Origin of the sequence: Paenibacillus yanchengensis (genome assembly GCF_042684845.1) — a bacterium.
Classification (GTDB): domain Bacteria; phylum Bacillota; class Bacilli; order Paenibacillales; family Paenibacillaceae; genus Pristimantibacillus; species Pristimantibacillus yanchengensis.
In genome coordinates this window covers 179,674-205,008 of the sequence record NZ_JBHUMH010000012.1, presented here as the reverse complement: position 1 = coordinate 205,008, position 25,335 = coordinate 179,674, and the positions used below count along the sequence as shown (strand labels likewise).

The 25,335-nt window shown below is 38.1% G+C and carries 28 protein-coding genes and 2 pseudogenes; 25 read left to right on the top strand and 5 right to left on the bottom strand.

The window, feature by feature from the left end; all coding sequences use genetic code 11:
- Positions 1-11: 11 nt before the first annotated feature.
- The 4 genes from recN to ACFSTH_RS04750 all read left to right on the top strand — a co-directional run bounded on the left by recN (position 12) and on the right by ACFSTH_RS04750 (position 4,647).
- The gene (gene recN, locus ACFSTH_RS04765; protein ID WP_377771826.1) at positions 12-1,715 is read left to right on the top strand and encodes a DNA repair protein RecN; all 1,704 of its coding nucleotides are present in this window, start codon (positions 12-14) and stop codon (positions 1,713-1,715) included.
- Positions 1,716-1,837: 122 nt separating this feature from the next.
- A complete protein-coding gene (spoIVB, locus tag ACFSTH_RS04760) occupies positions 1,838-3,193 on the top strand; it encodes a SpoIVB peptidase (RefSeq protein ID WP_377771824.1) in 1,356 nt (451 codons plus the stop codon).
- 226 nt (positions 3,194-3,419) lie between these two features.
- Complete coding sequence (gene spo0A, locus ACFSTH_RS04755) at positions 3,420-4,238, top strand: sporulation transcription factor Spo0A (RefSeq protein ID WP_377771822.1); 819 nt, start codon at positions 3,420-3,422, stop codon at positions 4,236-4,238.
- Positions 4,239-4,395: 157 nt separating this feature from the next.
- The gene (locus ACFSTH_RS04750) at positions 4,396-4,647 is read left to right on the top strand and encodes a hypothetical protein (protein WP_377771820.1); all 252 of its coding nucleotides are present in this window, start codon (positions 4,396-4,398) and stop codon (positions 4,645-4,647) included.
- 213 nt (positions 4,648-4,860) lie between these two features.
- Here the strand turns inward: ACFSTH_RS04750 and ACFSTH_RS04745 are convergent, their stop codons facing one another.
- The gene (locus ACFSTH_RS04745) at positions 4,861-4,944 is read right to left on the bottom strand and encodes a putative holin-like toxin (RefSeq protein ID WP_377772059.1); all 84 of its coding nucleotides are present in this window, start codon (positions 4,942-4,944) and stop codon (positions 4,861-4,863) included.
- A 617-nt stretch (positions 4,945-5,561) separates the two neighbouring features.
- Between ACFSTH_RS04745 and ACFSTH_RS04740 the strand changes: the two genes are divergently transcribed.
- From ACFSTH_RS04740 to ACFSTH_RS04715, 6 genes and pseudogenes are all read left to right on the top strand, one after another.
- Positions 5,562-5,774, top strand: coding sequence for a hypothetical protein (locus ACFSTH_RS04740; protein ID WP_377771818.1), 213 nt, complete (start codon positions 5,562-5,564; stop codon positions 5,772-5,774).
- Positions 5,775-5,777: 3 nt separating this feature from the next.
- On the top strand, positions 5,778-6,092 hold the full coding sequence (locus ACFSTH_RS04735; protein ID WP_377771816.1) for a hypothetical protein: 315 nt from the start codon (positions 5,778-5,780) through the stop codon (positions 6,090-6,092).
- A gap of 1,451 nt (positions 6,093-7,543) precedes the next feature.
- Positions 7,544-7,955: pseudogene (locus ACFSTH_RS04730) on the top strand (DUF4279 domain-containing protein).
- Between the two features lie 53 nt (positions 7,956-8,008).
- Positions 8,009-8,269: pseudogene (locus tag ACFSTH_RS04725) on the top strand (CPCC family cysteine-rich protein); the annotation flags it as partial.
- Between the two features lie 15 nt (positions 8,270-8,284).
- Entirely contained in the window at positions 8,285-8,716 is a 432-nt protein-coding gene (locus ACFSTH_RS04720; RefSeq protein ID WP_377772057.1) for a DUF6557 family protein, read from the top strand.
- A gap of 134 nt (positions 8,717-8,850) precedes the next feature.
- Positions 8,851-9,171, top strand: coding sequence for a phosphoribosyl-ATP pyrophosphohydrolase (locus tag ACFSTH_RS04715; protein WP_377771814.1), 321 nt, complete (start codon positions 8,851-8,853; stop codon positions 9,169-9,171).
- A 593-nt stretch (positions 9,172-9,764) separates the two neighbouring features.
- On the opposite strand, the gene ACFSTH_RS04710 is transcribed toward ACFSTH_RS04715, so the two are convergent.
- A complete protein-coding gene (locus ACFSTH_RS04710) occupies positions 9,765-10,004 on the bottom strand; it encodes a helix-turn-helix domain-containing protein (RefSeq protein ID WP_377771812.1) in 240 nt (79 codons plus the stop codon).
- A 179-nt stretch (positions 10,005-10,183) separates the two neighbouring features.
- Here ACFSTH_RS04710 and mgtE point away from each other — a divergent pair, with 179 nt between their 5' ends.
- Positions 10,184-11,515 carry a magnesium transporter gene (gene mgtE, locus ACFSTH_RS04705; RefSeq protein ID WP_377771810.1) on the top strand — a complete coding sequence of 444 codons (1,332 nt, stop codon included), beginning with the start codon at positions 10,184-10,186 and terminating at the stop codon, positions 11,513-11,515.
- Between the two features lie 66 nt (positions 11,516-11,581).
- Here the strand turns inward: mgtE and ACFSTH_RS04700 are convergent, their stop codons facing one another.
- Entirely contained in the window at positions 11,582-11,908 is a 327-nt protein-coding gene (locus ACFSTH_RS04700) for a DUF2627 domain-containing protein (protein WP_377771808.1), read from the bottom strand.
- A 269-nt stretch (positions 11,909-12,177) separates the two neighbouring features.
- On the opposite strand from ACFSTH_RS04700, the gene lpdA reads away from it, so the two are divergent.
- The 5 genes from lpdA (at position 12,178) to lipB (ending at position 17,851) form a co-directional block, all read left to right on the top strand.
- Positions 12,178-13,605, top strand: coding sequence for a dihydrolipoyl dehydrogenase (gene lpdA / locus ACFSTH_RS04695; RefSeq protein ID WP_377771806.1), 1,428 nt, complete (start codon positions 12,178-12,180; stop codon positions 13,603-13,605).
- Between the two features lie 200 nt (positions 13,606-13,805).
- The gene (locus ACFSTH_RS04690; RefSeq protein WP_377771804.1) at positions 13,806-14,819 is read left to right on the top strand and encodes a thiamine pyrophosphate-dependent dehydrogenase E1 component subunit alpha; all 1,014 of its coding nucleotides are present in this window, start codon (positions 13,806-13,808) and stop codon (positions 14,817-14,819) included.
- 21 nt (positions 14,820-14,840) lie between these two features.
- On the top strand, positions 14,841-15,824 hold the full coding sequence (locus ACFSTH_RS04685) for an alpha-ketoacid dehydrogenase subunit beta (protein WP_377771803.1): 984 nt from the start codon (positions 14,841-14,843) through the stop codon (positions 15,822-15,824).
- 12 nt (positions 15,825-15,836) lie between these two features.
- Positions 15,837-17,147, top strand: coding sequence for a dihydrolipoamide acetyltransferase family protein (locus tag ACFSTH_RS04680; protein WP_377771801.1), 1,311 nt, complete (start codon positions 15,837-15,839; stop codon positions 17,145-17,147).
- A gap of 17 nt (positions 17,148-17,164) precedes the next feature.
- Positions 17,165-17,851, top strand: a complete 687-nt coding sequence (gene lipB, locus ACFSTH_RS04675; protein WP_377771799.1) for a lipoyl(octanoyl) transferase LipB — start codon at positions 17,165-17,167, stop codon at positions 17,849-17,851.
- A gap of 109 nt (positions 17,852-17,960) precedes the next feature.
- Here lipB and prli42 read toward each other — a convergent pair whose 3' ends face one another.
- Positions 17,961-18,062, bottom strand: coding sequence for a stressosome-associated protein Prli42 (gene prli42 / locus ACFSTH_RS04670; RefSeq protein WP_377771797.1), 102 nt, complete (start codon positions 18,060-18,062; stop codon positions 17,961-17,963).
- Between the two features lie 83 nt (positions 18,063-18,145).
- On the opposite strand from prli42, the gene ACFSTH_RS04665 reads away from it, so the two are divergent.
- On the top strand, positions 18,146-19,279 hold the full coding sequence (locus ACFSTH_RS04665; protein WP_377771795.1) for a M20/M25/M40 family metallo-hydrolase: 1,134 nt from the start codon (positions 18,146-18,148) through the stop codon (positions 19,277-19,279).
- Between the two features lie 90 nt (positions 19,280-19,369).
- Here the strand turns inward: ACFSTH_RS04665 and ACFSTH_RS04660 are convergent, their stop codons facing one another.
- Positions 19,370-19,486: a hypothetical protein gene (locus tag ACFSTH_RS04660; RefSeq protein WP_377771792.1), complete on the bottom strand. Its 117-nt coding sequence runs from the start codon at positions 19,484-19,486 to the stop codon at positions 19,370-19,372.
- 123 nt (positions 19,487-19,609) lie between these two features.
- Here ACFSTH_RS04660 and ACFSTH_RS04655 point away from each other — a divergent pair, with 123 nt between their 5' ends.
- From ACFSTH_RS04655 to ACFSTH_RS04620, 8 genes are all read left to right on the top strand, one after another.
- Positions 19,610-20,176, top strand: a complete 567-nt coding sequence (locus ACFSTH_RS04655) for an NUDIX hydrolase (RefSeq protein ID WP_377771790.1) — start codon at positions 19,610-19,612, stop codon at positions 20,174-20,176.
- Positions 20,177-20,270: 94 nt separating this feature from the next.
- Positions 20,271-20,870, top strand: a complete 600-nt coding sequence (spoIIM, locus tag ACFSTH_RS04650; protein ID WP_377771788.1) for a stage II sporulation protein M — start codon at positions 20,271-20,273, stop codon at positions 20,868-20,870.
- Between the two features lie 81 nt (positions 20,871-20,951).
- Complete coding sequence (gene fur / locus ACFSTH_RS04645) at positions 20,952-21,395, top strand: ferric iron uptake transcriptional regulator (protein ID WP_377771786.1); 444 nt, start codon at positions 20,952-20,954, stop codon at positions 21,393-21,395.
- A 159-nt stretch (positions 21,396-21,554) separates the two neighbouring features.
- Complete coding sequence (locus ACFSTH_RS04640) at positions 21,555-21,788, top strand: DUF4227 family protein (protein ID WP_377771784.1); 234 nt, start codon at positions 21,555-21,557, stop codon at positions 21,786-21,788.
- 27 nt (positions 21,789-21,815) lie between these two features.
- Positions 21,816-22,709, top strand: coding sequence for a tyrosine-type recombinase/integrase (locus ACFSTH_RS04635; RefSeq protein WP_377771782.1), 894 nt, complete (start codon positions 21,816-21,818; stop codon positions 22,707-22,709).
- A 66-nt stretch (positions 22,710-22,775) separates the two neighbouring features.
- Positions 22,776-23,597: a purine-nucleoside phosphorylase gene (locus ACFSTH_RS04630; protein WP_377771780.1), complete on the top strand. Its 822-nt coding sequence runs from the start codon at positions 22,776-22,778 to the stop codon at positions 23,595-23,597.
- A 112-nt stretch (positions 23,598-23,709) separates the two neighbouring features.
- Positions 23,710-23,877 (top strand): aspartyl-phosphate phosphatase Spo0E family protein, encoded by a 168-nt coding sequence (locus ACFSTH_RS04625; RefSeq protein ID WP_377771778.1) that lies wholly within the window; start codon positions 23,710-23,712, stop codon positions 23,875-23,877.
- Positions 23,878-24,126: 249 nt separating this feature from the next.
- Positions 24,127-25,257, top strand: coding sequence for a D-alanyl-D-alanine carboxypeptidase family protein (locus ACFSTH_RS04620; RefSeq protein ID WP_377772055.1), 1,131 nt, complete (start codon positions 24,127-24,129; stop codon positions 25,255-25,257).
- Positions 25,258-25,335 lie beyond the last annotated feature (78 nt).

Sequence of the window (25,335 nt, the reverse complement as noted above, 5' to 3'; positions counted from 1 at the left end):
AGGAACTAGTAATGTTGCGTGAGTTAGCGATTAAAAATTTAGCAGTTATTGAACAAGTTGATGTGACCTTTCGTCAAGGATTTCATGTATTAACAGGTGAAACAGGAGCAGGAAAATCAATACTAATTGATGCACTTGGTTTAGTAATTGGTGGTCGCGGCTCCGCAGAAATGGTTCGTCATGGATGTGATAAAGCGGTCATAGAAGCAATGTTCGATTTGTCAGCCCAACATCCTGTTTGGAACGTATTACACAAAATCGGTATTAATGCTGCTGCAGATGAGGCACTAGTCATTCGTCGTGAGCTTTCGGCTGCTGGAAAAAGTTCCAGTCGAATTAATGGGCAATTAGTAACGATGACGATGTTGCGTGAAGTAGGAGAGTTTCTTGTTAATATTCATGGGCAGCACGAGCATCAGTCATTACTTAAAACGGAAAGACACTTGGAATGGTTAGATTTATACGCAGGTGATTTGCTTGCCGATCGCAAGCACTCGTATCAGCACATATATAAACAGTTACAACAGGTAAGAGCAGAGATGAAGCAATTAGAACAAACAACTCGACAGAGTGCTCAAATGTACGATCTTTATTCTTTTCAAATGGAAGAAATTCAAAGCGCTGCGTTAACTATTGGTGAGGATGAAATATTATTAGAAGAAAAACAAAAATTAATGCATGCTACCAAGTTAATTGATCATACTAATGAAGCCTATACATTGTTACGTGAAGCGGGCGCAATTGATGCGTTGGCGACAGCGCTTAGCAAACTAGAATCGATTATGTCTTACGACAAAGAAATGCTTTCACCTTTACATGAACAATTATCTAACGCTTATTATCAAGCGGAAGATGCATCATTCCAGTTGCGTGATTATCGAGACAATATTGATGTAGATCCGCAACTGCTAATCGAAGTAGATGATCGGATTGCATTGATCAACAGTTTGAAGCGAAAGTATGGCGAATCGATTGCAGAGATACTGCAATATTTACAAGTTATCCAAACAGAACGTGACAAGATTGAAAATCGTGATGCTATATTGGAACAGTTAGCGAAGCAGGAACGTCAATTAATGGACGATGCATTACGATTAGCGACAGAACTATCTTTGCTGCGCAAACATGCGGCTACTGAGCTTGCCAGCAATATTGAACAAGAGCTTAAATTGTTGCAAATGCCAAATGTGAAATTTAACGTTAAAATTGATGTTCTGACCGATCATGATAATGAAATTAGATTGAACAACAATGGTATGGATGAAGCAATATTTATGTTATCATCTAATCCCGGTGAACCATTAAAGCCACTTGCAAAAATTGCTTCCGGTGGTGAGATGTCACGTATTATGCTTGCATTAAAAAGTATTTTTTCCGAAATTGATCAAGTACCTGTCCTTATCTTCGATGAAGTCGATACAGGTGTTAGTGGACGAGCAGCGCAAGCAATTGCAGAACGTATGTCAAATCTTGCATTGAGATGCCAAGTGTTTTCCATTACACATTTGCCACAAGTAGCATGTATGGCAGATCATCATTATGAAATTCGTAAACAAGTAGTACAGGATCGAACGGCAACAGGGGTAACTATGCTTGTACAAGAAGCGCGTATAGAAGAATTAGCCCGTATGCTAGGTGGCGTAGAAGTTACGGAAAAAACTCGCAATCATGCACAAGAAATGCTTGATTTGGCACATGGTTTAAAAGGTGCTTAAACGATCTAATAAAGGGAATCTTTTATGGACATAAAACGGGGAGCACGGGGTAACTTATAAGTACGCCAGTGGCGATATAACTTTTTTCGTCTTGCGATGGAAAGTCAGGGAGCGTGAGATCATTGAATTCCAGTCAACGGAAACGGTGGTTCGGTCTTTTACTCGTACTTATTATCTGCTTGATTAGCAGCTCCTCCACTTTTCAGCAATTTGTTTCCATTCCTAATGAATTAAGGTTATTCACAGGGCAATTGAAGCATTTGCAATATGGAGTACCCGTACAAGCAGAAGCGACCGTTAACCCACAAGTGCTAAAAATTAATGGTTCTACAGCACAAACAGTATCTGTTAATTTGAAAAACCCGTTAGCTTTACAGCCTTCACAGAGTGGTCACACCAAGTTACAAATGAAATTATTCGGTAAGATTCCTATTAAAACGATTGACGTTAATGTAATACCGGATCTGAAAGTTATTCCTGGTGGGCAGACGATCGGAGTAAAAGTGAAATCTGCTGGTGTACTTGTTGTGGGGCATCATCAAGTTGCCGATGGAACTGGGACTAAGTTATCTCCTGGTGAACAAGCAGGATTGAAGCTCGGTGATTTAATTACAAATATCAATGGTTCAAAAGTTACCGAGGTTCAGCAAGTGGCCGATTTATTACGCAAACATACCGATAAAAAGAAACCACTTCAAATTAAATATAAGCGAAATGGCTTAATAAAAGAAACAGTACTTGCTCCTACTTTTGATTCATTCGATAAGTCTTGGCGCTTGGGATTGTATATTAGAGATACAGCAGCGGGTGTTGGCACTCTAACGTTCTATGATCCGGCAAAAGGTCGTTACGGAGCGCTTGGGCACGTTATAACGGACATGGATACACAAACACCTGTAGAAGTTGGAGAAGGTAAAGTGTTGCAGTCCAATGTAACTTCAATTAACAAAAGCCAAACTGGTGAACCTGGTGAAAAACGAGCGCAATTTGTGAAAGAAGATCAAGTACTTGGTAATGTGGAACGCAATACGGCATTTGGTATTTTTGGTAAAATGCATAGTGCTCCTAAAGAAGGATATAGTTTACAACCTGTGCCAGTAGCTTTTTCTGAAGATGTTAGAACTGGACCAGCAGAAATATGGACAGTTGTTAATGGGCAGAAGGTCGAAAGGTTTCATATTGAAGTTACACATGTCACCAAACAAAATGCACCTGCAACAAAAGGTATGGTAATTAAAATTACAGACAAAAGATTGCTGGAGAAAACCGGTGGAATTGTACAGGGGATGTCAGGTAGTCCTATATTGCAAAATGGCAAACTTATTGGAGCAGTAACACACGTTTTTGTAAATGATCCATCATCTGGTTATGGTTGTTTTATTGAGTGGATGTTGCAAGATGCAGACGTCATTAAGGCGACTCCATCCCAATCTTTTATCACAGATGAGATTAATCATCCATTGCCTATCGCCGTATAAATTATTAAAACGGACGCCTCCTAAAAAGGTGTCTGTTTTATTTTTTTTGTCGAATGAATTCGAATCCAATCAGATGTTGTTACAAAATATTAATTATAGCGAATTTTTAAAAATAAATAAACAAAAAAATTTTTCGACAGAAGGAATTTCATAGTCTGTGTCGAAAACTACAGTTACACAACTATAAGAACGAACAGATAAGTACAAATTAAAGGAGGATTTTGCTTTGCACAAAATCGATATATTGTTGGCTGATGACAACCGAGAATTTGTAAGCTTATTATCTGAATACATATCTGAGCAAGGTGATATGAATGTTTGTGGTGTAGCTTATAACGGAGAAGAGGTATTGCAGTATTTAGAAACATCTTCAAAGCTACCCGATGTACTTATATTGGATATCATTATGCCGCATCTGGATGGACTCGGTGTTTTAGAACGTATGCGTGATATGGATCTAGGTTCATCAAGTCCCAAAGTAATTATGTTAACCGCTTTTGGTCAAGAAAGCATTACACAAAAAGCAGTACAGTTAGGTGCATCATATTATATTTTAAAACCATTCGATCTAGAATTATTGACAAGCAGAATAAGACAATTAGTTGGTGGAATGACTACAAATGTATCATCATCCTTTGCTAACAACTTTACGTCAGTCATTAAAACAAATGTAGTTCCTATGGCAAAAGGAAAAAATTTGGACGCCAGCATTACAAGCATTATTCACGAAATAGGTGTTCCAGCGCACATTAAAGGATATCAGTATTTACGAGAAGCAATTACAATGGTTTATAATAACATTGAAATATTGGGCGCAATTACGAAAACATTATATCCTGCCATTGCCGAAAAATTCAAAACAACGCCATCTCGCGTCGAAAGAGCGATTCGTCATGCAATCGAAGTCGCATGGACACGTGGCAACATCGACAGCATCAGCCATTTATTCGGCTACACCATCAACATTAGCAAATCCAAGCCAACGAATAGCGAATTTATAGCGATGGTGGCAGATAAGCTGAGAATTGAGAATAAGGTGTCTTAGAGCTAGGTTGGTAAGGGTTTTCGAGGAATAATATACCAACCAATTCTGGTAAATGTGTTTGAAACCTCCCATTATAAACCTATGAACAACATTACGATAAACGTATAAATTTCACTTCTTTATTGGGTAGTCTATTCCCAGTGGAGGAGTGATTTTTTTGACTAATTTTGAGTTTCAACTTGATAATTTCATGCTTTACTGTTCCTCAAAAAATCTGTCACGTAAAACGTTAGTAATCTATGAGCAAATGCTACGACTTATTGAAATGTACCTTAAAGACACGTTTCAAATTGAAGATGCAAAAAAAGTGCAATCAGGTCATATCAGACAGTATAAGAATCATGATGATTTAGTCAATAGTCATGCACTAGCTGTACAGGCGAGGAAATCAGGGAAATTGTATGTCTAAACAATAATCAATTAAGAGTGATTTCGTACAATTTTTTATGTCATATAGGTTTAGTTGGTATTGAAATTATATTTAGCTAGTGATAATATGGATATAACAAAGGAGCCATGCTGGTAACATGACTCCAGTTCTACAATAACCGCTTTTAAGGGCGGTAGGCTCTGAACGTGATAATACGTAAAAATAGACCGATTACCTTGTCACAGGGGCGGTCTATTTGTCGTTTCTGAATGACAGTATCGCAACGATTAATAAACCAAATGTAAGCATTAAAATAAGTGCTTCGTATACTGTCATAAGGCATCCCTCCTTTCATGGAGGTAGCCGACCGCCCATATAAGCCAAACTATTGCATGAGTCTGATTATAGCATATTTTGTATATTAGGAGTAGCGAGAGCTGCTTCTATTTTTTATTTATAAGGAGCGGATAATTACTATCCAATTAGCAGTGATATAGATGTTCGTAGGGGAATAATGTCAGTTTATTATGCTAGTTTTTCATTGGTGAGTTGTGAGCAGGTAGGTTATATGTATGAAAAGAGGTATGCATAAACGCAGAGTGGTTACATAAAGGTGGCATAGTCGATACCTCAAAACGAAAATGAGGGGTGGAAGCATATCCACTTTCGCATAAATGGAAAATTTCAAAATTAGAAAATAAAAAATGGATTTTTGACATATGAGAGTCAAGAACTTTATTCTCACGGCATGATTGATGATATGATTTTTGAACCGAATCCAGAAGATAAATCATAAATAGATAAATAATTTTACAATTATATTTTGTCAAAGATACTGTGCCATTTAGTCAGGATTGACAGACCATTAGCCTATTATTTTCCTAATACTATAGACCTAGTTTGTAAATCATGATATCATTATGGAAAATATAGGGGTTGGAGGATTGGATGTTATGAAATTAAAACCAGCAACAATTATCGCTATATGTGGTGTAGCAATCTATTTAGTTTTACAAACAATATTGAAACTTTCGCCAAAATTAATTTTATCAACTATGTCATTTGGTATGTTCAATAAATACGAATTAGTATCGATTGCAATAGTATCATTATCATTATTGAATTTTTTCGTTTCATTTTTATTAGCTCAGAGGAAAAGAGGTTAGTATATGAACAGCGAAATAGATAAAATTATTCAGAATCAACCTGTTCGAACCAATACATATAAAACTAATCCAATTGCTGATTTGTTCTATAAAATAGGTATTGCAGAATTGATCATAGGCATTATTGTAGGTATTTTAATTATTGCAACTTTAAAAGACCCACTATCAACGTATACATATATACATGAACCACATCCTTTGAGGTGGGTATATGGTATATCAATTATTGTTACTACTGCTATTACTGCCCTATTTACCGTTGGTTTCGGTGAAATCATTAGACTACTTACACATATTAGGGAAAACACAAATAAATAATAAAAACATAGGCAACAATCAGGTCTACCACATCGGTAGACTTTTTTGTTTGATCAATTTACTGTAAACAATCGAAAGGATGCATACATTCCTACATCAAGCTAAAATAAGAAAGAAATCTACCAAAAAGCATTATTTGTACTCGAATCTATTGCTAACAATTCTCAACTTCTGGCATGCCTTAAATTTGATGATATGATTGTTTATGATTTTGCTGATTCGTTACAAAATAGAATAGATCAGCTAGAGCGAAAAGTTAGATTGCTTCCATCGAGTGACGATGCAGAGAGCAAGGTGTTTATTAGGCATGTTCTACATAAAATCTTGTTCAATCTTGATTGTCGTTTTGAGGCTGTACACGCTTTTATAGACAATAGTAATCCGTCGTTTAGAGAAGGCAAAGTGTTAACACTCATACAGAATAAGGTAACAGAATATTTGTCTATCGCTTCAATAAATCTGAACCTTGTAAGTAGTGAAGAGTTTATGATACAGGGGAACAAGTTTAAAATTATCACAAATGATACATTTAGTGAGCCTGGGATTGCTATATTTACATGCGAGAGAACGCGGTATAGATGATGTAAATAATAATAATGCTAATGGCTTAGCATGTTGGATTAATATTACAAACAGTGTGCCTGTAAAGTGTGAGGTGGAGAACTCTTTGCAATTAACTTGGCAAACACCACATAATGCGCCTTTATTAATTGTATCGTCAAATCCTTCAAATCGCCAGCATATCAAAACATTTTGTTGGTTTACTTTGATTTGAGTGAAGTTGACTTTAGTAAGAAAGCGGAATTGGTATATCTCTATGCAGGGAAAGAAATATCTGTTACATATGCAGTAGACTTTTCTAAACTCGAGTAAATATTTATGTATTATTTGACCGTCAAATCTGGCGGTTTTTTCTTTGCCGAGTGCCCAGACAAGCACGTATTTTCTAACTTTAAGGTGAACTCTTTAAACAGCTTTTTATAGCCATTTGGTTATTCTTCATGAAAGCAGATAAAGTGCCATGGTCCGGCTGGAGTTTGCCTATCAGCCACATCAGTTCAATGTTTCGTTTCGTTTTTCATTTTGCGAAGGAGCGGATGCCGTTCATATAGCAGTAAAGATAGGGCTTAAGAAGGTCCTCCCTACGATAAGGTTTTTGCCCCGCTTTGGTACCCGAATACACCTAAAACCCCAATTCTTCTAGGACTAATCTATCAACGTAAGCATCGATGACTAGGATAGAACTCTAGTTCTTTAGGCGAATGGGGGGATAGTTTACATCAACATGAAGTTGCATGAATGATGAAAGGGGTATAGCAGCACTACTAGTCAGCGACACAGTAAAATTTAACGATACGATAAAGATGTTTATTCCAGTACATGGTACAATTGTTTTATTGTAAGAATGATTTTATCGAAGGTGGTATAATTTATTGGACAAAACAAAAGTAATGGCTTATTTCAAAATTTTTGGTGAGATGTTTTCATCGGATGAAGTAACAAATAAACTTGAAATTGAACCAACAGAAAGCACAATAAAGGTGATAAAATCGTTAGACCCCAAAATCCCAACATTATTTCAACTAATACTCATTATAGAAAAGAAACTGCTTGGGAATTAAGCACAGGTTATCAGAATCTAATGATATAAATGAACAGCTGAATTTACTTCTTAATGTCCTTGAAAACAAACAATATGAACTCCAAGAAATCAAAAGCAATAATGATTTATCCTTTTTGTTTATAATAGTTGTTCAAATTGAAAACAATGAAATGCCTGCGATGTATTTAGGAAGTAGGATAATAGATTTAGAAATTTCAATAGGTGCAGAAATACACTTCGACTTGTATGTCTTTAGCTAGCCAAGAAACAAGAAAGCACGATTTTATACAATATGGAGTGAATGAAAATGATAATAAAATATACTTGTCCTTGTTGCGGCTATAAGACATTAGATGAAGAACCTCCAGGTACTTATGATATATGTGAAATTTGTTTTTGGGAAGATGATGGTGTTCAATTGGATGACCCTGACTATGAGGGTGGAGCAAACATAGCATCCTTAAGACAAGGGCAGAAGAATTTTCTAAAGTTTGGGGCATGTGAGGAAAGTTGTAAACAATCTGTTAGGAAACCCACTAACGATGATATACGTGACCTCAATTGGAAACCTTTAGATGGTGGTGGAAATATGCAGACATTCAAAGAGTTGATTTCCATTACAGATTTTACAAAGGTTTGGAAAAAGTTTATTGTCCAATATCCAACTAAAAAAGACAGATTTGAAAAGTTTAGTATGCTATATGAAAAACTGAAATTGATTATACCTGAAGATAACGAAACTAATATGTACATTTATATCAATGTGTTCCAAGAAGAAATTGATGGTGAATGGATATGTACCAATGCGTTTGATGAAGATGATGATTCACTCTCTTTTGACGTTAGTGGTAAGGACGACGAATGGACTGGCTACTCTATAGCATCAAGCAAATTTAATGAATGGCTAGGTTACTACATTGACAAGAAGTCATTAGATACTATGTCAAATGAAAGCTTTATTGCCCACTGCCTTTGGGAAATGACGTTCTATTATGGATATGATGACACAGTGGCTAGATAAAACATGGATTTTATTACAATGCACTGAGGGTGAATATAGGAGTCGAAGAATACAGGTGGACTGTCTCTGCAACAAGTTATCATTAAAACAAATTGGATTAGAGAATAGGTTTAAAATGAACGGGAGGCTTGGAGTTGAAAATATATAATAAGCTTGTACGTGATAAAATACCACAAATTGTTGAAACTAATGGTCAGCAATGTGACATTAGCTTTCTCAATGAGGAAGAATATGAGGTGGCATTAAAATTGAAGTTGCAAGAAGAATTAAATGAATTTCTTCAAGCGAAGAATGTAAACGAGCAGATGGAAGAATTGTCTGATTTGTTAGAGATTATATATAGTATTGCCGAAAGCAAAGGGGTTGTAAGGGAAGAACTAGAGAATATTCGTCAAAGAAAGCGTGAAGAACGTGGTGGCTTTCAGAAGAGGATAATGCTGTTAACAAGTTCTTGAAAATAATGTGATTGTGATTCAATAATATGCCAATGTAACGATTCGGTATAGGGATTAGCCCGACACCGAAATGTTTACAATGGGCTTGTAGATCAGTTTTTCGATATAGAATAAATAGCATGATTTTATGTATAAAATAGTAGTGTAGTACAGCACAGTTGATGCACCCTATCGATGACTTTTTTGGAGGAATAATTTATTCTGCTACTTTCCAATCTATTATTAAGTTGGACTTACACTTTGAACATGTTGTGTTTACTGTATCGGAAACGATACTAACATCGCCACCGCAAATAGGACAGGCTTCTTTTTTAGTAGAGATAAAGGATAGAACGATCATTATAATACCAAAAATTAAAGCTGCGAGTGGGATTAAGAAAAGAAACGGAATAACGAAAAGTAAAAATAAGTTTAAAATGATGAGAAAAAAACCAAAAAGTAATTTACCTACATGAGGACTATTAGGTGTGAATTCTTCTGTTTGAATGTAGACTAAATTTTGTTTAGCTATTTCTACCGATGATTTATTGTTTTAGTCACTTCGTCCATCGATTGCTTTCCCTCCTTATTTTATCCTTTATAATCAAAGTGTGTTATTCTACATGCTCTTCGAGTGGAATGACCGTAAACAGTTCACCCATCGTAATATTTAAATAACCGCATATATTTGCTATTAATGTTGCGGGAATTCTAGCGTCTTCTATGTCGTTGCTAACTAGTTTATAGATCGTACCGATTCGTTCTTGGGTATCTTTTGCAAGTCTGTATGGAGTAATATTTTTTGTTTGGAGAATATTATTTAGATTACAAATTAGTTTGTATTTTGGACTCATCTGTATTGCCCCCAGCGTATGGAAGTTGACTATTGACATTAAACGTCTATAGATTTATAGTGTTATATGACTATAGTCGTTAATCGTTTATAGTCGTATAATGATTATAGCATTCTCCCCAAATAATGTACATATATCCATGCTCTGACGTTGCATATAGAACGAAGGAGGTAGTTATTATGAATTTGGAACAGTTGGTATTATTAATTGATCAAGGTGAACAAGCAACTCTACAAGATACGGTCGCTTCTTATCGCCCAATTGATCTTGCGGAAAGTATGGAAAAACTGGATCAAGAGCGCCAATTGATGTTCGTGACGTTGCTTACACCAACTAGTGCTGCTGAAGTAATCGAGCAACTGATGCCACTGCATCAATATTCGATATTACATCGGTTAAGTGCTAAAAAAGCAGCTGCTATATTAAGGGAGATATCTGGTGATGTCGTTGCTGATATGATGTTAGCGATTCATCGGCATCAAGCTGTAAATATGTTGAAATTGTTGCCTGATGAGTATCGAACAAAAGTGGAGATGTTGATGACATTTCCGGAAGATACGGCTGGTAGTTTGGCTACAGTCGATTATATTTCGGCTAGAGGGAAATGGACAGCAGAACAAACGTTGAAACATATACGTAAAGTTGGGCGGACGGCTAAGTTTACGTCTTATATATATGTGATAGATGCGATGGGGGTATTGTTAGGCGTTGTGTCGCTAAAAAATATTATTATCACCCAGCCAAGTACGCAATTAGAACAAATAATTGCTCCTGCTGTATCTGTTTCAGCATGGATGGAGCAAGAAGAGACAGCGGAGTTGTTGTCGCGTTACGATTTTGTAGCTGTTCCGGTAGTAGATAAACAGTTACGTCTCATCGGTGTTGTAACGGTGGATGATGTTATTGATGTGATGAGGGAAGAAGCGACAGAAGATATTCATAAATTGGGTGGTAGTGAGCCGCTCGAAAATTCATACTTTCAGACGTCTACGTTCCAATTGTATCGCAAACGAATTGTTTGGTTGTTAATTTTGTTCGTAGCAGAGGCGTATACTGGAAATGTTATGCGTCATTATGAAACAACGTTATCGGAAGTTATTGCCTTATCTTTTTTCATTCCTTTATTGATTGGTACAGGTGGAAATACAGGGACGCAAACGGTTGCGACTTTAGTAAGAGCGCTGGCAATGGGTGAAGTGCAGTTTAAAGATATTTTTAAAGTGGTGAGAAAAGAATTAACTACCGGTTTATTAACTGGTTTATCGATAGCTATTATTGCTTTTGCAAGAGCGTGGATGCTTGGTGTAGAATATAATGTAGGATTAGTTGTTGGGATTACAGCGTTAGCCATCGTCATTTGGGCTTCATTAGTAGCTGCTGTGCTTCCGTTATTGTTGCATAAGTTAAAAGCCGACCCGGCTGTTATCTCTGGTCCATTTATTACGACGTTAGTAGATGGAACGGGATTGGTTATTTATTTTACGGTGGCTCGGTTGTTATTGCAGTTGTAATAAAAGAGCTGATCTGTTCGCAAAAACAAGGCGAAGGATCAGCTCTTTTGATAAGTATCTTATTGTTTATTGTTGTGATTGTGGGGATGGTGGTGTTCCAGTGGAACCCGGTTTAGGTGGTCGTGGACGTTTTTCTTTGAATTTTGTGGAGACATAATTCCGTTTCCGATCGCGGAAAAATATCCAGCCGCCAATAAATCCAACGCCAATGAAAAACATAACAAATCCAGAAATAAATAACCACCATTCAAAGTTAGGCGTGGTGGCACTGTCTCCGAAAGCAGAGAAGTAATGGAATACGGCGTTTTTCATATTGAGAAATCCTAAGCAAGCAACGATGCCAGGAATGACAAGCAACATAATGGCTATAAATCGAGCAGTGATTTGTTTCATATCCAGCGATTCTCCTTCTGTTATAACTGATATAATGATACCTTGTTCTGGAACAAGAAGAAAGGGCATCATTTGATTTATTTAGTCTAAATGATTGTATTTTAGCATATTGTCAAGCAATTGTAACTGTTTTCATTATAATTATCGAAAATTTTCTGTTTTTTCACTTGTTTATTACTATAAAAATGCATTACACTTATCACTTCTTATTTTGATTGTTAGTAGGTATTCTGTATATAATGAGACATATGTAGCTGGAGGGAAGTTCGATGACGATTGAAGCGGATATAGCGATACTAGGTGGTGGTCCTGGCGGCTATACAGCGGCGATAAGGGCTGCTCAGCTAGGTAAAAAAGTAGTAATTGTCGAACAAAATAAACTAGGCGGTACGTGTTTGCATCGAGGGTGCATACCGAGTAAGTCATTGCTTCGTAGTGCAGAAGTATATCAATTGTTGCAAGCAGCAGATCAATATGGCATTGCTGTATCAACTGAAAATGTGAGCGTACAATTCGATCAAGTACAGCTGCGCAAACAGAAAACGGTAGATGAATTACATATAGGTTTGCAATATTTAATGAAAAAAAATGGCATTCAATTAGTGGAGGGAAAAGCAAGATTAATAGGTCCTTCGATTTTTTCGCCACGTACGGATTCTTTAGCTGTGGAATTAGTTAACGGGGAAATGGAAACAGTGCAGTTTGGACAATTAATTATTGCTACTGGTGCGAAGCCGAAAACAATTCCAAACTTAAATATAGATAAAAGTTATGTGTGGACAAGCGACGAAGCATTACAAATGGAGCAGTTACCAGCATCGATGATTATTATCGGTGGTGGAGTCATTGGTGTGGAGTGGGCATCTATGCTGCAAGATTTTGGGGTGCAGGTAACGATAGTCGAGGCAGCAGACCAGCTATTGCCTGGGGAAGATCGGGATAGTGCTGCTGAATTAACGAAACAGTTGGAACAAAGAGGCGTTCGTATATTGACGAGTACAGAGATCGCTGCGGAAAGTTACCGAGTAGAAGCGAATGCTGTTGTAATAGAAGCACAATCTGAACACAAATCAATTGTACTGCAAGCAGACAAATTAATGATTGCTATTGGAAGAGCACCTATCGTCCATGGTTTGGGATTAGAAAATACGGATGTTACGTATAGCGATAAAGGTATTGTAGTTAATAGTTTTGGACAAACGAGTGAACCGCATATCTATGCGATTGGAGATTGTATCGGTACTATTCAGTTAGCTCATGCGGCTAGCCGTATGGGGATTATTGCTGTTGAACATATGTTGGAACAGAAACCGCAGGAATTTACGACAAAGCATATACCCAGATGTATTTATTCTAAACCAGAAATTGCGTCGATAGGATTAACAGAAAAGCAAGCAAAAGAACAGCATCAACAAATTAAAATCGGCAAAATTCCATTTCAAGCGATTGGCAAAGCTCATGTTATCGGAGATACTGGCGGATTTGTAAAAGTGATTGCGGATGTGGCGACAAACGATATACTTGGTGTTCATATTGTAGGTCCGCAAGCTACGGATCTAATAGGGGAAGCGGCTCTTGCTGGTTGGTTGAACGCAACACCTTGGGAAGTCGGGCAATTAGCACATGCACACCCTTCTCTATCTGAAGCGATTTATGAAGCAATGCTCGCTGTAGATGGCCAATCTTTTTCTTTTTAAGGAATGATTATTTCATTTTTTAATAAGAAGGAGTATAATATAAGACATGGTATTAGTACCAGGTGATAGTATCTGATATAAATTACTGCTAAGTACTATATACTATAAGATATGTAGCTTGCTAGTAGTGGATAAATGGTATATGCAGTTTAGTTTGCAAAAGGTAAAAATGATACGAATTGGATAGGAGGCGTCAATCTATGTCCCAATCGTCTATAGTAAAGCAACAATTGTCACATGTGGAGTTAGGTTTGAGTAATGAAAAAGCTGTTGATATGTACAAAGTAATGATTACAGCACGCCGTTTCGATGAACGTGTATTGTTGCTTCAACGAGCTGGCAAAGTGAATTTTCATGTGTCCGGCATTGGACATGAAGTGGCACAAGTAGCGGCTGCATTTGCATTAGATCATGATCAAGATTATTTTTTGCCTTATTATCGTGATTATGGGTTTGTGCTTAGTGTAGGTATGACACTTAGAGACTTGATGTTATCTGTTTTTGCTAAAGAGGAAGATCCAAATAGTGGAGGCAGACAGATGCCAGGACACTTCGGATATAAGAAGTTACGTATAGTTACAGGTTCATCTCCTGTGACGACCCAAGTGCCGCATGCTGTAGGTTTTGCACTGGCAGCCAAAATGCAGCGCAAATCTTTCGTTAGTTTTGTTACCTTCGGTGAAGGATCTAGCAACCAAGGAGATTTTCATGAAGGATGTAACTTTGCAGGTGTGCATAAGTTACCAGTAATTATGATGTGTGAGAACAATCAATATGCAATATCAGTTCCTGTTAGAAAACAACTGGCTGCAAGTGTAGCATCTCGTGCTGCTGGCTATGGATTCCCAGGTCATCAGATCGATGGGAACGACGCACTTGTCGTTTATCAGTATGTGAAAGAAGCTAGAGAGCGTGCTGTTGCAGGAGAAGGTCCAACTTTGATTGAAGCGATGATGTATCGGCTATCACCACACTCGACTTCGGATAATGATCTTGTTTATCGCACGAAGGAAGAAGTGGATGAACATAGAGCGAAAGACGGGCTACCTCGATATAAGCAATATTTGGTGGATTGTGGTTTATGGGATGAGCAGCAAGATGAGCAATTTGAACAGCAATTGCGTCAAATGCTTGATGATGCAACAGATTATGCTGATCAAGCACCATTCCCATCAGCAGAATCTTCATTGCTGCATGTATATGCCGAACAGTAATAATGGGGGAGGGAATGGGCAATGGCAAAGATGAATTATCTAGATGCGATTAAACTTGCGATGCAAGAAGAAATGCAACGGGATGATCAAGTGTTTATTCTTGGTGAAGACGTTGGCGTAAAGGGTGGCGTTTTTACAACGACAAAAGGGTTGCAGGAGCAGTTTGGAGAAGAAAGAGTATTAGATACACCACTTAGTGAATCAGCGATTGCTGGAGTAGCGATTGGCGCTGCTATGTATGGTATGAAGCCGATAGCGGAGATGCAATATTCCGATTTTATGTTTCCAGCAGCGAATCAAATTATTAGTGAAGCGGCAAAAATTCGGTATCGCTCTAACAATGATTGGAGCTGTCCAATCGTAATTCGAGCGCCAATCGGTGGCGGGATATTCGGAGGTTTATATCATTCGCAGTGTCCGGAATCTGTTTTTTTTGGTACTCCGGGACTGAAAATTGTGGCTCCGTATCGTCCGTATGATGCGAAAGGGTTGCTAAAAGCTGCTGTTCGTGATCCGGACCCTGTTCTATACTTTGAGAATAAAAAGTCATATAAATTAGTGAGTGGTGACGTGCCGGACGATGACTATGTTGTACCAATTGGGGAAGCGAATGTTTTGCGGGAAGGGACAGATATTACTGTTATTAGTTATAGTTTACCGTTAATGTTTGCTGAACAAGCTGCGGCTGAACTTGCTGAAGAAGGTATCGAAGCGCACATACTTGACTTACGAACGTTACAACCACTTGATAAAGAAGCCATTTTGGAAGCAGTACGCAAAACAGGCAAAGTATTAATTGTACATGAAGATAACCGCACTGGTGGTATTGGAGCAGAAGTGTCAGCCATTATTGCGGAGGAGCTTTTATACGAATTAGACGCACCTATTATGCGTCTTTGTGGTCCGGATGTACCGGCAATGCCGATTAATCCACCAGGAGAAAAGTTTTTCATGTTAAATAAGGAAAAGCTGAAAGATGCGATGAAACAATTGGCTTTATATTAGGAGATGGTAGTTATGAAGAAAATGGTGGAAATCGTCGTGCCTCAGCTTGCTGAATCACTCGTATCCGCTACGATAGATAAATGGTTGAAGCAACCAGGTGACTATGTAGAAAAATACGAACCGATTTGTGATCTTTTAACGGACAAAGTAACTGCTGAGTTGCCGGCTACCTATTCTGGCACAATTAAAAAAATATTGGTAGGCAATGGTGAAACCGTACCTGTTGGTACAGCTATTGCATTGCTGGAAACTAGTGATACATTATCTGCTAATGATCAGCCAATCGTGATGGAGGATCAAATGGAAAATGAAGCTGGCACGCAGCAAGAGGCGAGTAAAGAGCAAGCGGGTGAACTTTCTTTGAAGAATAGATATTCACCAGCCGTTCAGCAGTTAGCACTTGAGCATGGTATTCAATTGTCAAGATTAACGGGAACAGGGCTTGGTGGTAGAATTACACGTAAGGACGTTCTGAATTATGTTGCTTCTGGAGCTCATGAACAAGCAAAACAAGCACCGCAAGCGTCAGAAGTGAAAGAAGAGCCAGTTCGTTCTACTGGTATTCATCTATCTGATCAGCCACCGTTACCTAAAATCGAAGTAGAACCATTTGCTACAACGGGTCAAGGGGAATCTTATATTGATGTAACTCCGATACGGAGCGCGATTGCTCGTAATATGCAGCAAAGTGCAACGACTATACCGCATGGTTGGACGATGATTGAAGTGGATGTAACGAACATCGTGTTGCTGCGTAATAAGCTTAAAGACGAATTTCGTAAGCGTGAAGGTGTCAATTTAACTTACTTAGCATTTTTATTAAAAGCGGTAGTAAATGCCATAAAAGATTATCCGATTATGAATTCTAGTTGGACAGATGAAAAAATTATTGTAAAGCGTGATATTAATATATCGCTTGCTGTTGGTACGGAAGATTCCGTAATGACACCTGTTATTAAAAATGCTGATCAAAAAAATGTCGCCGGTTTGGCGCGAGAAATCGATGAACTTGCCCGAAAAACACGGGAAGGGAAATTAAAGCTTCATGATATGCAAGGCGGGACATTTACAGTAAATAATACGGGATCATTTGGTTCGATCTTATCTTACCCGATTATAAATTATCCACAAGCAGCTATCGTTACATTTGAGTCTATAGTGAAGCGTCCTGTAGTTATTAATGATATGATTGCTGTCCGATATATGGCTAATCTTTGTTTGTCATTAGATCATCGTATATTAGATGGTGTCATTTGTGGTCGTTTCTTACAACGAGTAAAAGATAATTTGGAAAGTTACAATACGGAGAGTACGCTATACTAGAGAAAAGGGGTACGATCATGAGCAATGAAATAAATCGCTCGGTTCGACGATTAGATGCCCAGTATATAGGCTTGATGGAGTATGCTGCTGCATGGGATTTGCAAAAAGCTTACGTGAAGCAGTTGGATGAGGGGGAGCGGGAGGATACGCTGCTCCTTCTTCAGCATCCACCGACGTTTACCATTGGAACGAGCAAACATATGGAGCATTTATTGTATACAGAAGAGCAGTTGCAAGAGCGGGGAATAACGCTGTTTGAAATAGATCGTGGCGGTGATATTACATACCATGGACCAGGACAATTGGTAGGCTATCCGATTATGTTTTTGCCTGCGGAAGGGTTAAACTTACACCAGCATTTGCGTACGATGGAACAAGTTATGATCGATTGGTTGGCTACTTATCAAATAAAAGCAACGAGAAAAGCCGAATTTACTGGTGTATGGGTCGGAGATGAAAAAATTGCTGCCATTGGAATCAAGTTCAATAAATCGCGCCATGCGAGGGGATTTATTACGAGCCATGGGTTTGCGCTGAATATTAAAGCGGGCATCGAATATGAAGGATTTAACGGAATTATACCATGTGGCATTCAACAGTATGGGGTAACTTCATTTAACAATTTGACAGGGTTATCGTTAACAGTTGAAGAAGCAGCGGAGCAATTGCTGCCTTTTTTTTGTGATCGGTTTGGTTTTCGTTAGAAAATATAAAGAAATACGAGTTGAAATGAAGCAGTTATCATAAGATAATAAAGGAGAGCAGCTTGCTGTGTTTAAAATATTAAGCGGCAAGCTGCTATACAGCGGATGTCTAAAATAATGCTAATGAGCCGATTCCGGCGAAGAGTGTAGTAATAAGCATGGCTGCTGCTAGTATAATAGCAACAATTCTGATTATTTTTTTTTGGCGCATACGAAGTAACTCCTTTCTAAAAATGTTGTCAATTTAATAATTAACTCTATTGTATACGAAAATGACGTTTGGAGGAAATAGTAATGGTTAACAAACAGCGAATGATAGATGAATTTATGGAACTTGTGCAAGTAGATAGTGAAACTGGTGATGAAGCAGCCATTAGTAAAGTGCTAATGCAAAAGTTTACACAATTGGGGCTTGACGTGTTGGAAGATGATACAGCGGAGAAAACAGGATTTGGAGCTGGCAATCTCATTATTAACATAAAAGCAACCGAAGGGTTGGAAAAGCTGCCAGCACTTTTATTTACGTGTCATATGGATACGGTAACTCCTGGGAAAGGAATTAAACCGCAACTTGGTTCAGATGGCTACATACGTAGTGATGGCACAACGATTCTAGGCAGTGATGACAAAGCTGGCATAGCTGCATTGTTGGAAGCTGTACGTATTTTGCAAGAACAAAAAATTGCTCACGGAGCGATACAATTAGTTATTACGGTCGGTGAAGAGACTGGGCTAGTAGGAGCAAAAGCACTTGATCCAGCGCTGTTACAAGCAGAAATGGGTTTTGCTCTCGATTCTAATGGTGAAATCGGTGAAATTGCAGTAGCAGCACCGACACAAGCACAAATTGTAGTGAATATTCATGGCAAATCAGCTCATGCTGGTGTTAATCCGGAAGATGGGATCAGTGCTATTCAAATTGCTGCAAAAGCGATTGCCAAGATGCCACTTGGAAGAATTGATGAAGAAACGACAGCTAATATCGGAAAGCTTATCGGTGGAGGTCCAACGAATATTGTATGTGATTATATTCAAATCGAAGCTGAGGCGAGAAGTATCCAGCAGCATAAATTGAATGAGCAAGTGGAGAAAATGCGCTTAGCGGTGGAAGAAGCTGTCCAAGAATGTGGTGGTAAAGCAGAATTTATTAGTGATTTAGCGTATCCATCATTTCATTTTTCAGATGGTGATGCCGTTGTAGAAGTTGCGAAACAAGCGGTTGCCAAGCTCGGTAGAGAAGCGAAGCTGTTCCATTCTGGCGGAGGTAGCGATGCGAATGTATTTAATGGTTTAGGAGTTCCAACAATCAATCTAGCTGTTGGTTATGAACATATTCATACGACAGAAGAGCGAATTAAAGTGGATAATTTAGTGTTAACTGCTGAACTTGTAGTAGAAATTATAAAGCAGCCTGTGGATGCAAACTAAATATTAATAACAGAATTTATCCTAATTAGGAGATGTACAAGTGTGGAACGGAAAGCTGTACATCTCCTTTATTAATATGAAGGTAGTCGGTTATTTTTGAACGATATCAATTAAAGCACTTTTTGCTCCGAATTGATGGGATAGACGTCGTAATTGGTATTTCACTTGCCAAGCTTTACCTACGATTCGTAACTGATTATGATCCATGTATACTTTGATGAAAAACGCCTCCTAGTGCATATAGTATTTAGAATGTATGTAGATAGGGAGAATATTATGCAAAATGAGACAACAATTATATTTTGGGTTAATAATAAGGAGTGACAAATAGTGGAGGAATATGAAGTGACAAGGGAACAAACGGAAACAACGATAGCAACTAATAAAATATTTTCGGGTAAAGTAATTTCGCTACAAGTAGACACGGTTTTATTGCCAGACGGGACGGAAGCAACGAGAGAGTTGGTGAAGCATCCTGGAGCAGCAGCAGTTATTGCTTTAGTTGATCAGAAGCTAGTAGTTGTAGAACAATATCGTAAGCCACTCGAGAAAATGCAGATTGAGATTCCAGCTGGAAAGTTAGATCCGGGGGAAGATGCTCAGACGGCAGCTGCGCGTGAATTAGAAGAAGAGACGGGCTATATTGCTACGGAATTACAATTGTATCGTGTGTTTGCTACTTCACCGGGATTTGCGGACGAATGGATTCATTTGTACATAGCCAAAGATGTGACGTCGGGGCAGCAGCAGCTAGATGAAGATGAGTTTTTAAATGTATTTACGATCACGTTAGAAGAAGCGGAAGCTTATATTGCCAATGGACGGATCGGAGATGCGAAAACGTTGCTGGCAGTATTGGCGTGGAAACAGTATCTAGCTACAGGTAAGTGGCAATAAAAATAAACAACAATGCAGCAAATCGGTCATAGAATAGCTTCTTTCATCATACCTATAACATGGACAACCTATAGTTGGGTGAGGTGGGAGAGCTATGAAAAATCGCAATTTACATTTATACGCATTTGTTATTGGTCTAATCGGTGCCGGCTATTTATTCGGAATTGTTCTTGCTCACAATATAACGCTTGATCAACAACAATTACTTTCACAAGAAATTGCCCAGTACTTACATATGCTCCAACAACCAAGTAGTGTCGATTCACCTAAATTCTTTACAGAGTTTATGGCACAATTGAAGTGGTTATTACTTATTTGGGGGTTAGGAGCGACTGTAATCGGAGTACCTTTGTCACTAGTTTTCATATTTTTAAAAGGTTCTATATTAGGTTTTACAACGATGATGTTCATCGAACAATTTAGCTGGAAAGGACTCACCATTTCTATTTTAGCTACAGCACCACATAATTTGTTAATACTTCCTGCATTAGTAATTGTGACGGTTGCCGCTATGCAATATAGTTGGAGAATGATTCAGCAGCATGTACTACAGCACAAATTAGTGGAAAAACAATTGTTCGTTCGTTATACTAATCAAGCGATTATAATGGTGTTCGTATTTATAGTTGCTGTTGTTATCAAAACATATCTATCACCCACTATCGTTCAATGGGCTGCAACATATGTGATGTAAATGTTTGACTTAATCTGCAAGTAACAACTATAATGATAGAAAATAATATCTTGCGATTATAGCTGTTGCAGGAGGGGAAATATGGAAGCCCGTATCGAGAAAATAAAACAACAACTGCAGTCCCAGGGCTACAAATTAACGCTGCAACGAGAAGCGACTTTGCGTGTTTTGTTAGAGCATGAAGCGGATCATCTTAGTGCGGAAGACGTATTTTTGTTAGTCAAAGAAAAAGCACCAGAAATAGGTTTAGCTACGGTGTATCGGACATTAGAGCTGCTAAGTGAGCTGCATGTTGTTGAAAAGCTTAATTTTGGTGATGGCGTTGCTAGATATGATTTGCGTAATGATAATAATCAGCATCATCATCATCATTTGATCTGTATAAAGTGCGGATCGATGGATGAAGTGAAAGAGGACTGGCTTTTGCCACTGGAAGAGAAGTTGGCAGTGGAATATGGATTTACTGTTATCGATCATCGATTGGACTTTCAAGGGATTTGTGCAGCATGCAACAAATTGGAATAATTACCGGCATAGGTATGACGGGAAAGCTCTGTCTCCAGTAATCACTGTGAAGCAGAGCTGTTTTTTAATTTATGGTATATCAGGAAGGCTCGTTTCATATGGTGTAGCATGAGGTTTTTTTAGCAAGCGCACTGTTATCTGGAAAGGGGTACCTAATATATGATCATTTCACTTAAAATGTTCTGGAAACGAATTGTTTTTTTTGTTGTTTTTATTTGTTTAGTTTTAGTTGTATCTGGTGGGTATCATTGGTTGTTCGATCTAATGTCACCACTTCAATCGAATAAACTACCGCGCGGTGAAGCGGTTAAAGTGTTTACTATAGAGCAAGTGACATTGGAAAGTAATAACATTATTGATCGCTTACGTTTGTTTTATTGGTATGGGCAGTAAACAACGCAAGAGAAGAGGGGAGTATAGGTGGAGCAGGAAATAAAACAGTTTATACTTTATTTGCAGCTGGACAAGCGGTTATCTCCTAACTCGGTCGTTTCTTATGAGCGTGATGTACATATTTTATCTCGTTTTTTATATGATAATAAAGTGACACATTGGCGTGATGTCCAAGCTTTTCATTTGAATAAATATGTTTATCAGTTAAAGGTAGAACAAAAAAAATCTTCCACTATCGCTCGTTATATTAGTTCTACTAATGTTTTTTTTCAATATTTGCAGCGACAAGGAGTTATTGTTAACAATCCTGTTGCGCTGATAACGCCTCCTAAAGCAGAGAATAAAGAGCCAAACATCATCAGTGTAGAAACGGCTAATCAACTATTACAAATGCCGGACGAGACCACTGTCATTGGGAAACGAGACAAAGCAATGTTAGAATTGCTGTATGCCAGTGGCTTGAAAGTATCGGAGCTGGTAGGGCTAGATGTAGTGGATATTAAGTTGGAACTAGGTTTTGTACAATGTACGACTAACTATCAACAAAAAGAACGGATAGTACCGATTGGTAAGCACGCTCTAAATGCATTAACGATGTATATACAGCAATCTCGTGAACATTTTATCAGTGAACGTAATGCGGGGGATGCGCTTTTTTTAAATCATTTGGGAACGCGTTTAACGAGACAAGGGTGCTGGAAAATATTTAAAAGGTACGCCGAAAAAATTGGCTGTGCAGATGTTATTACACCCAATACGTTGCGACAATCTGTAGCTGCTCATATGTTGGCGAAGGGGGCGGATATTACAATGGTACAAGAGATGTTAGGGCATGATACTGTAGCGACTACATTAAAATACCTTCCTGTAAGTCCGACGCGTTTACGAGAAAATTATGAACAATCTCATCCTCGAGCATAGCTTTTCATTGGACAGTAAGATACAGTAATAGATAATAAGAAAACTTAGGTAGGAGGAATTTTAAACATGCAACAGTCAACAGAACAAATAAAAGAAGCAGCGCAATACATCCGTGAACAAATACAGTCCAATCCAGAAATTGGATTAATTATGGGTTCTGGGCTAGGTGTGTTAGGAGATTATATTCAGCAAAGTGTGACTATTCCATATGAAGATATCCCTCACTTTCCTCTATCCACTGTAGAAGGACATGCGGGCGAGTTAATTATAGGAGAACTATCTGGCAAACAAGTGGTGCTTATGCGCGGTCGCTTTCATATGTATGAAGGATATGAACCAGCGCTTACTGCTTTTCCTGTAAGGGTGATGAAACAATTAGGTGTTCAATCGCTTGTAGTAACTAATGCAGCTGGTGGTATCAATCTTGCATTTGCATCTGGAAACTTAATGTTAATTTCAGATCATCTGAATATGACAGGTAAAAACCCTTTGATTGGTGCAAATGATAATGATCTTGGACCACGTTTTCCAGATATGTCGGAAGCTTACAGTGAACGATTACGTGCGATTGCACATGAAGTAGCGAAAGAACAATCGATAACGCTCCAAGAAGGTGTCTATGCGGGGTTATTAGGGCCGTCTTATGAAACACCAGCGGAAATACGGATGCTCCGCATTTTGGGAGCTGACGCTGTTGGTATGTCGACAGTAGCAGAGGTTATTGCGGCAAGACATAGTCAAATGGAAGTGGTTGGTATTTCTTGTATTAGTAATATGGCGGCAGGAATTTTGAAGCAACCTTTATCCCATGCGGAAGTAATGGACACAACTGAAAAAGTGAAACTGCAATTTTTGTCGTTAATAACGGCACTTGTAGGTAGAATATAGTAGTAATTTGTAATAAAATTATAAGATACACTCGACGTGTTCCGACACCATTCCTGTTGATCATTATCGTATAATGTCCCTAATGATGAAGGAACTTGGAGTGTAGAGTAAGATGGACAAGCAAATGAACGAGGAAATGGAATTATTGAGGAATGAAATGGAGAAAATTGCTATAAAAACTAATAATTTATCGCATCCTATTGTTTTAGAAGCTAGTCAAAGATTGGACAGAGCAATATATACTGTTCAATATGATAACTTTAAAAAGTGGAAAAAATAATAATCTATTCATTCGCAAAGTGCATGTTTTAGCTGATCAAGCTAATTCATGCATTTTTTTATTCTGTTGGAATATATTTCTTGTTTTTAGTTAACAATAGAAACGAAAGTGTACATGAAGGAGGCAATTAGAAATATGAAATTAAACTATACATCAATTATTGCGTGGACAATGGTATGTTCTTTAGCGCTATTACCTTTGACTGCCGTAGCTAGTCCTAGTACTAGTAATGAGAGCTTGGCAACCTATATGGCAAGTGAGGAAAAGGGAGATGCATCTCCCAATGCGATGCCTAACAGCTCTGCGCCTGATCTAGCACCATCTGCTACATCCGCCATTTTGTTGGATGCGGAAAGTGGCACTGTAATTTATGAAAAAAATAGTCATGACAAATTACCACCGGCTAGTATTACAAAAGTGATGACGATGTTACTAATTATGGAGTCACTGCAAGATGGAAAATTGAAATTGACTGATAAAGTAAGAACGAGTGAACGAGCAGCATCTATGGGTGGATCACAAATATTTTTAGAGCAAGGCGAAGAGATGGCTGTGGAAGAGATGCTTAAAGGAATAGCGCTCGCGTCAGGTAATGATGCTTCCGTAGCAATGGCAGAAAAAATAGCTGGTACGGAGCAACAGTTTGCGGAACTGATGAACAAACGGGCGAAGGAACTCGGAATGAATAATACGCACTTTGTAAATGCAAGTGGCTTGCCCGCAGACAACCATTATTCAACAGCTTACGACATTGCGATTATGTCTCGAGAGCTTTTGAAGCATCCAGATATAACAAAATATACAGGATTATATCAAGACTACTTACGCCAATCGTCCAAAAAACCATTTTGGCTCGTCAACACAAACAAATTGGTTAGATTTTATGACGGTGCGGATGGGTTAAAGACGGGTTATACGAGTGAAGCGAAATATTGTTTGACAGCAACAGCAGTACGTGAAAATATGCGTGTCATCGCCGTTGTAATGGGTGAGCCGACTACTAAGACAAGAAATGCAGAAGTTAGTCAAATGTTTGATTACTCATTTGCACAGTATGGTAATTTAACACTTATTGATGAAGGCGAAATGATTGGTGAACTGGCAGTGGAAAAAGGTAAGAAATCTACGATCTCTATCGTTGCAGACAAGTCATTGAAGGTGTTAATGAAAAAAGGTGTAACGAAAGAACAAGTTCGTCAAGAACTACATTGGAATGAGCAACTTAAAGCTCCTATAAAAAAAGGAGAACAACTGGGTAAGTTGAAAGTTTATCATGAAAATGAATTAGTTAAAGAGTTTGATATAACATCACCAGAAAAGATTTCAAAAGCAAACTGGTGGGTTTTGTTGAAACGTTCCGTTTCTGGTCTCTTTTCGTAAGTGAATTACTGTTGAAAGTTGTCTGTTCATAGGTTGTTACTTCTAGTTTTGTCAGCAGGAAGGAATCTATAAATGCAT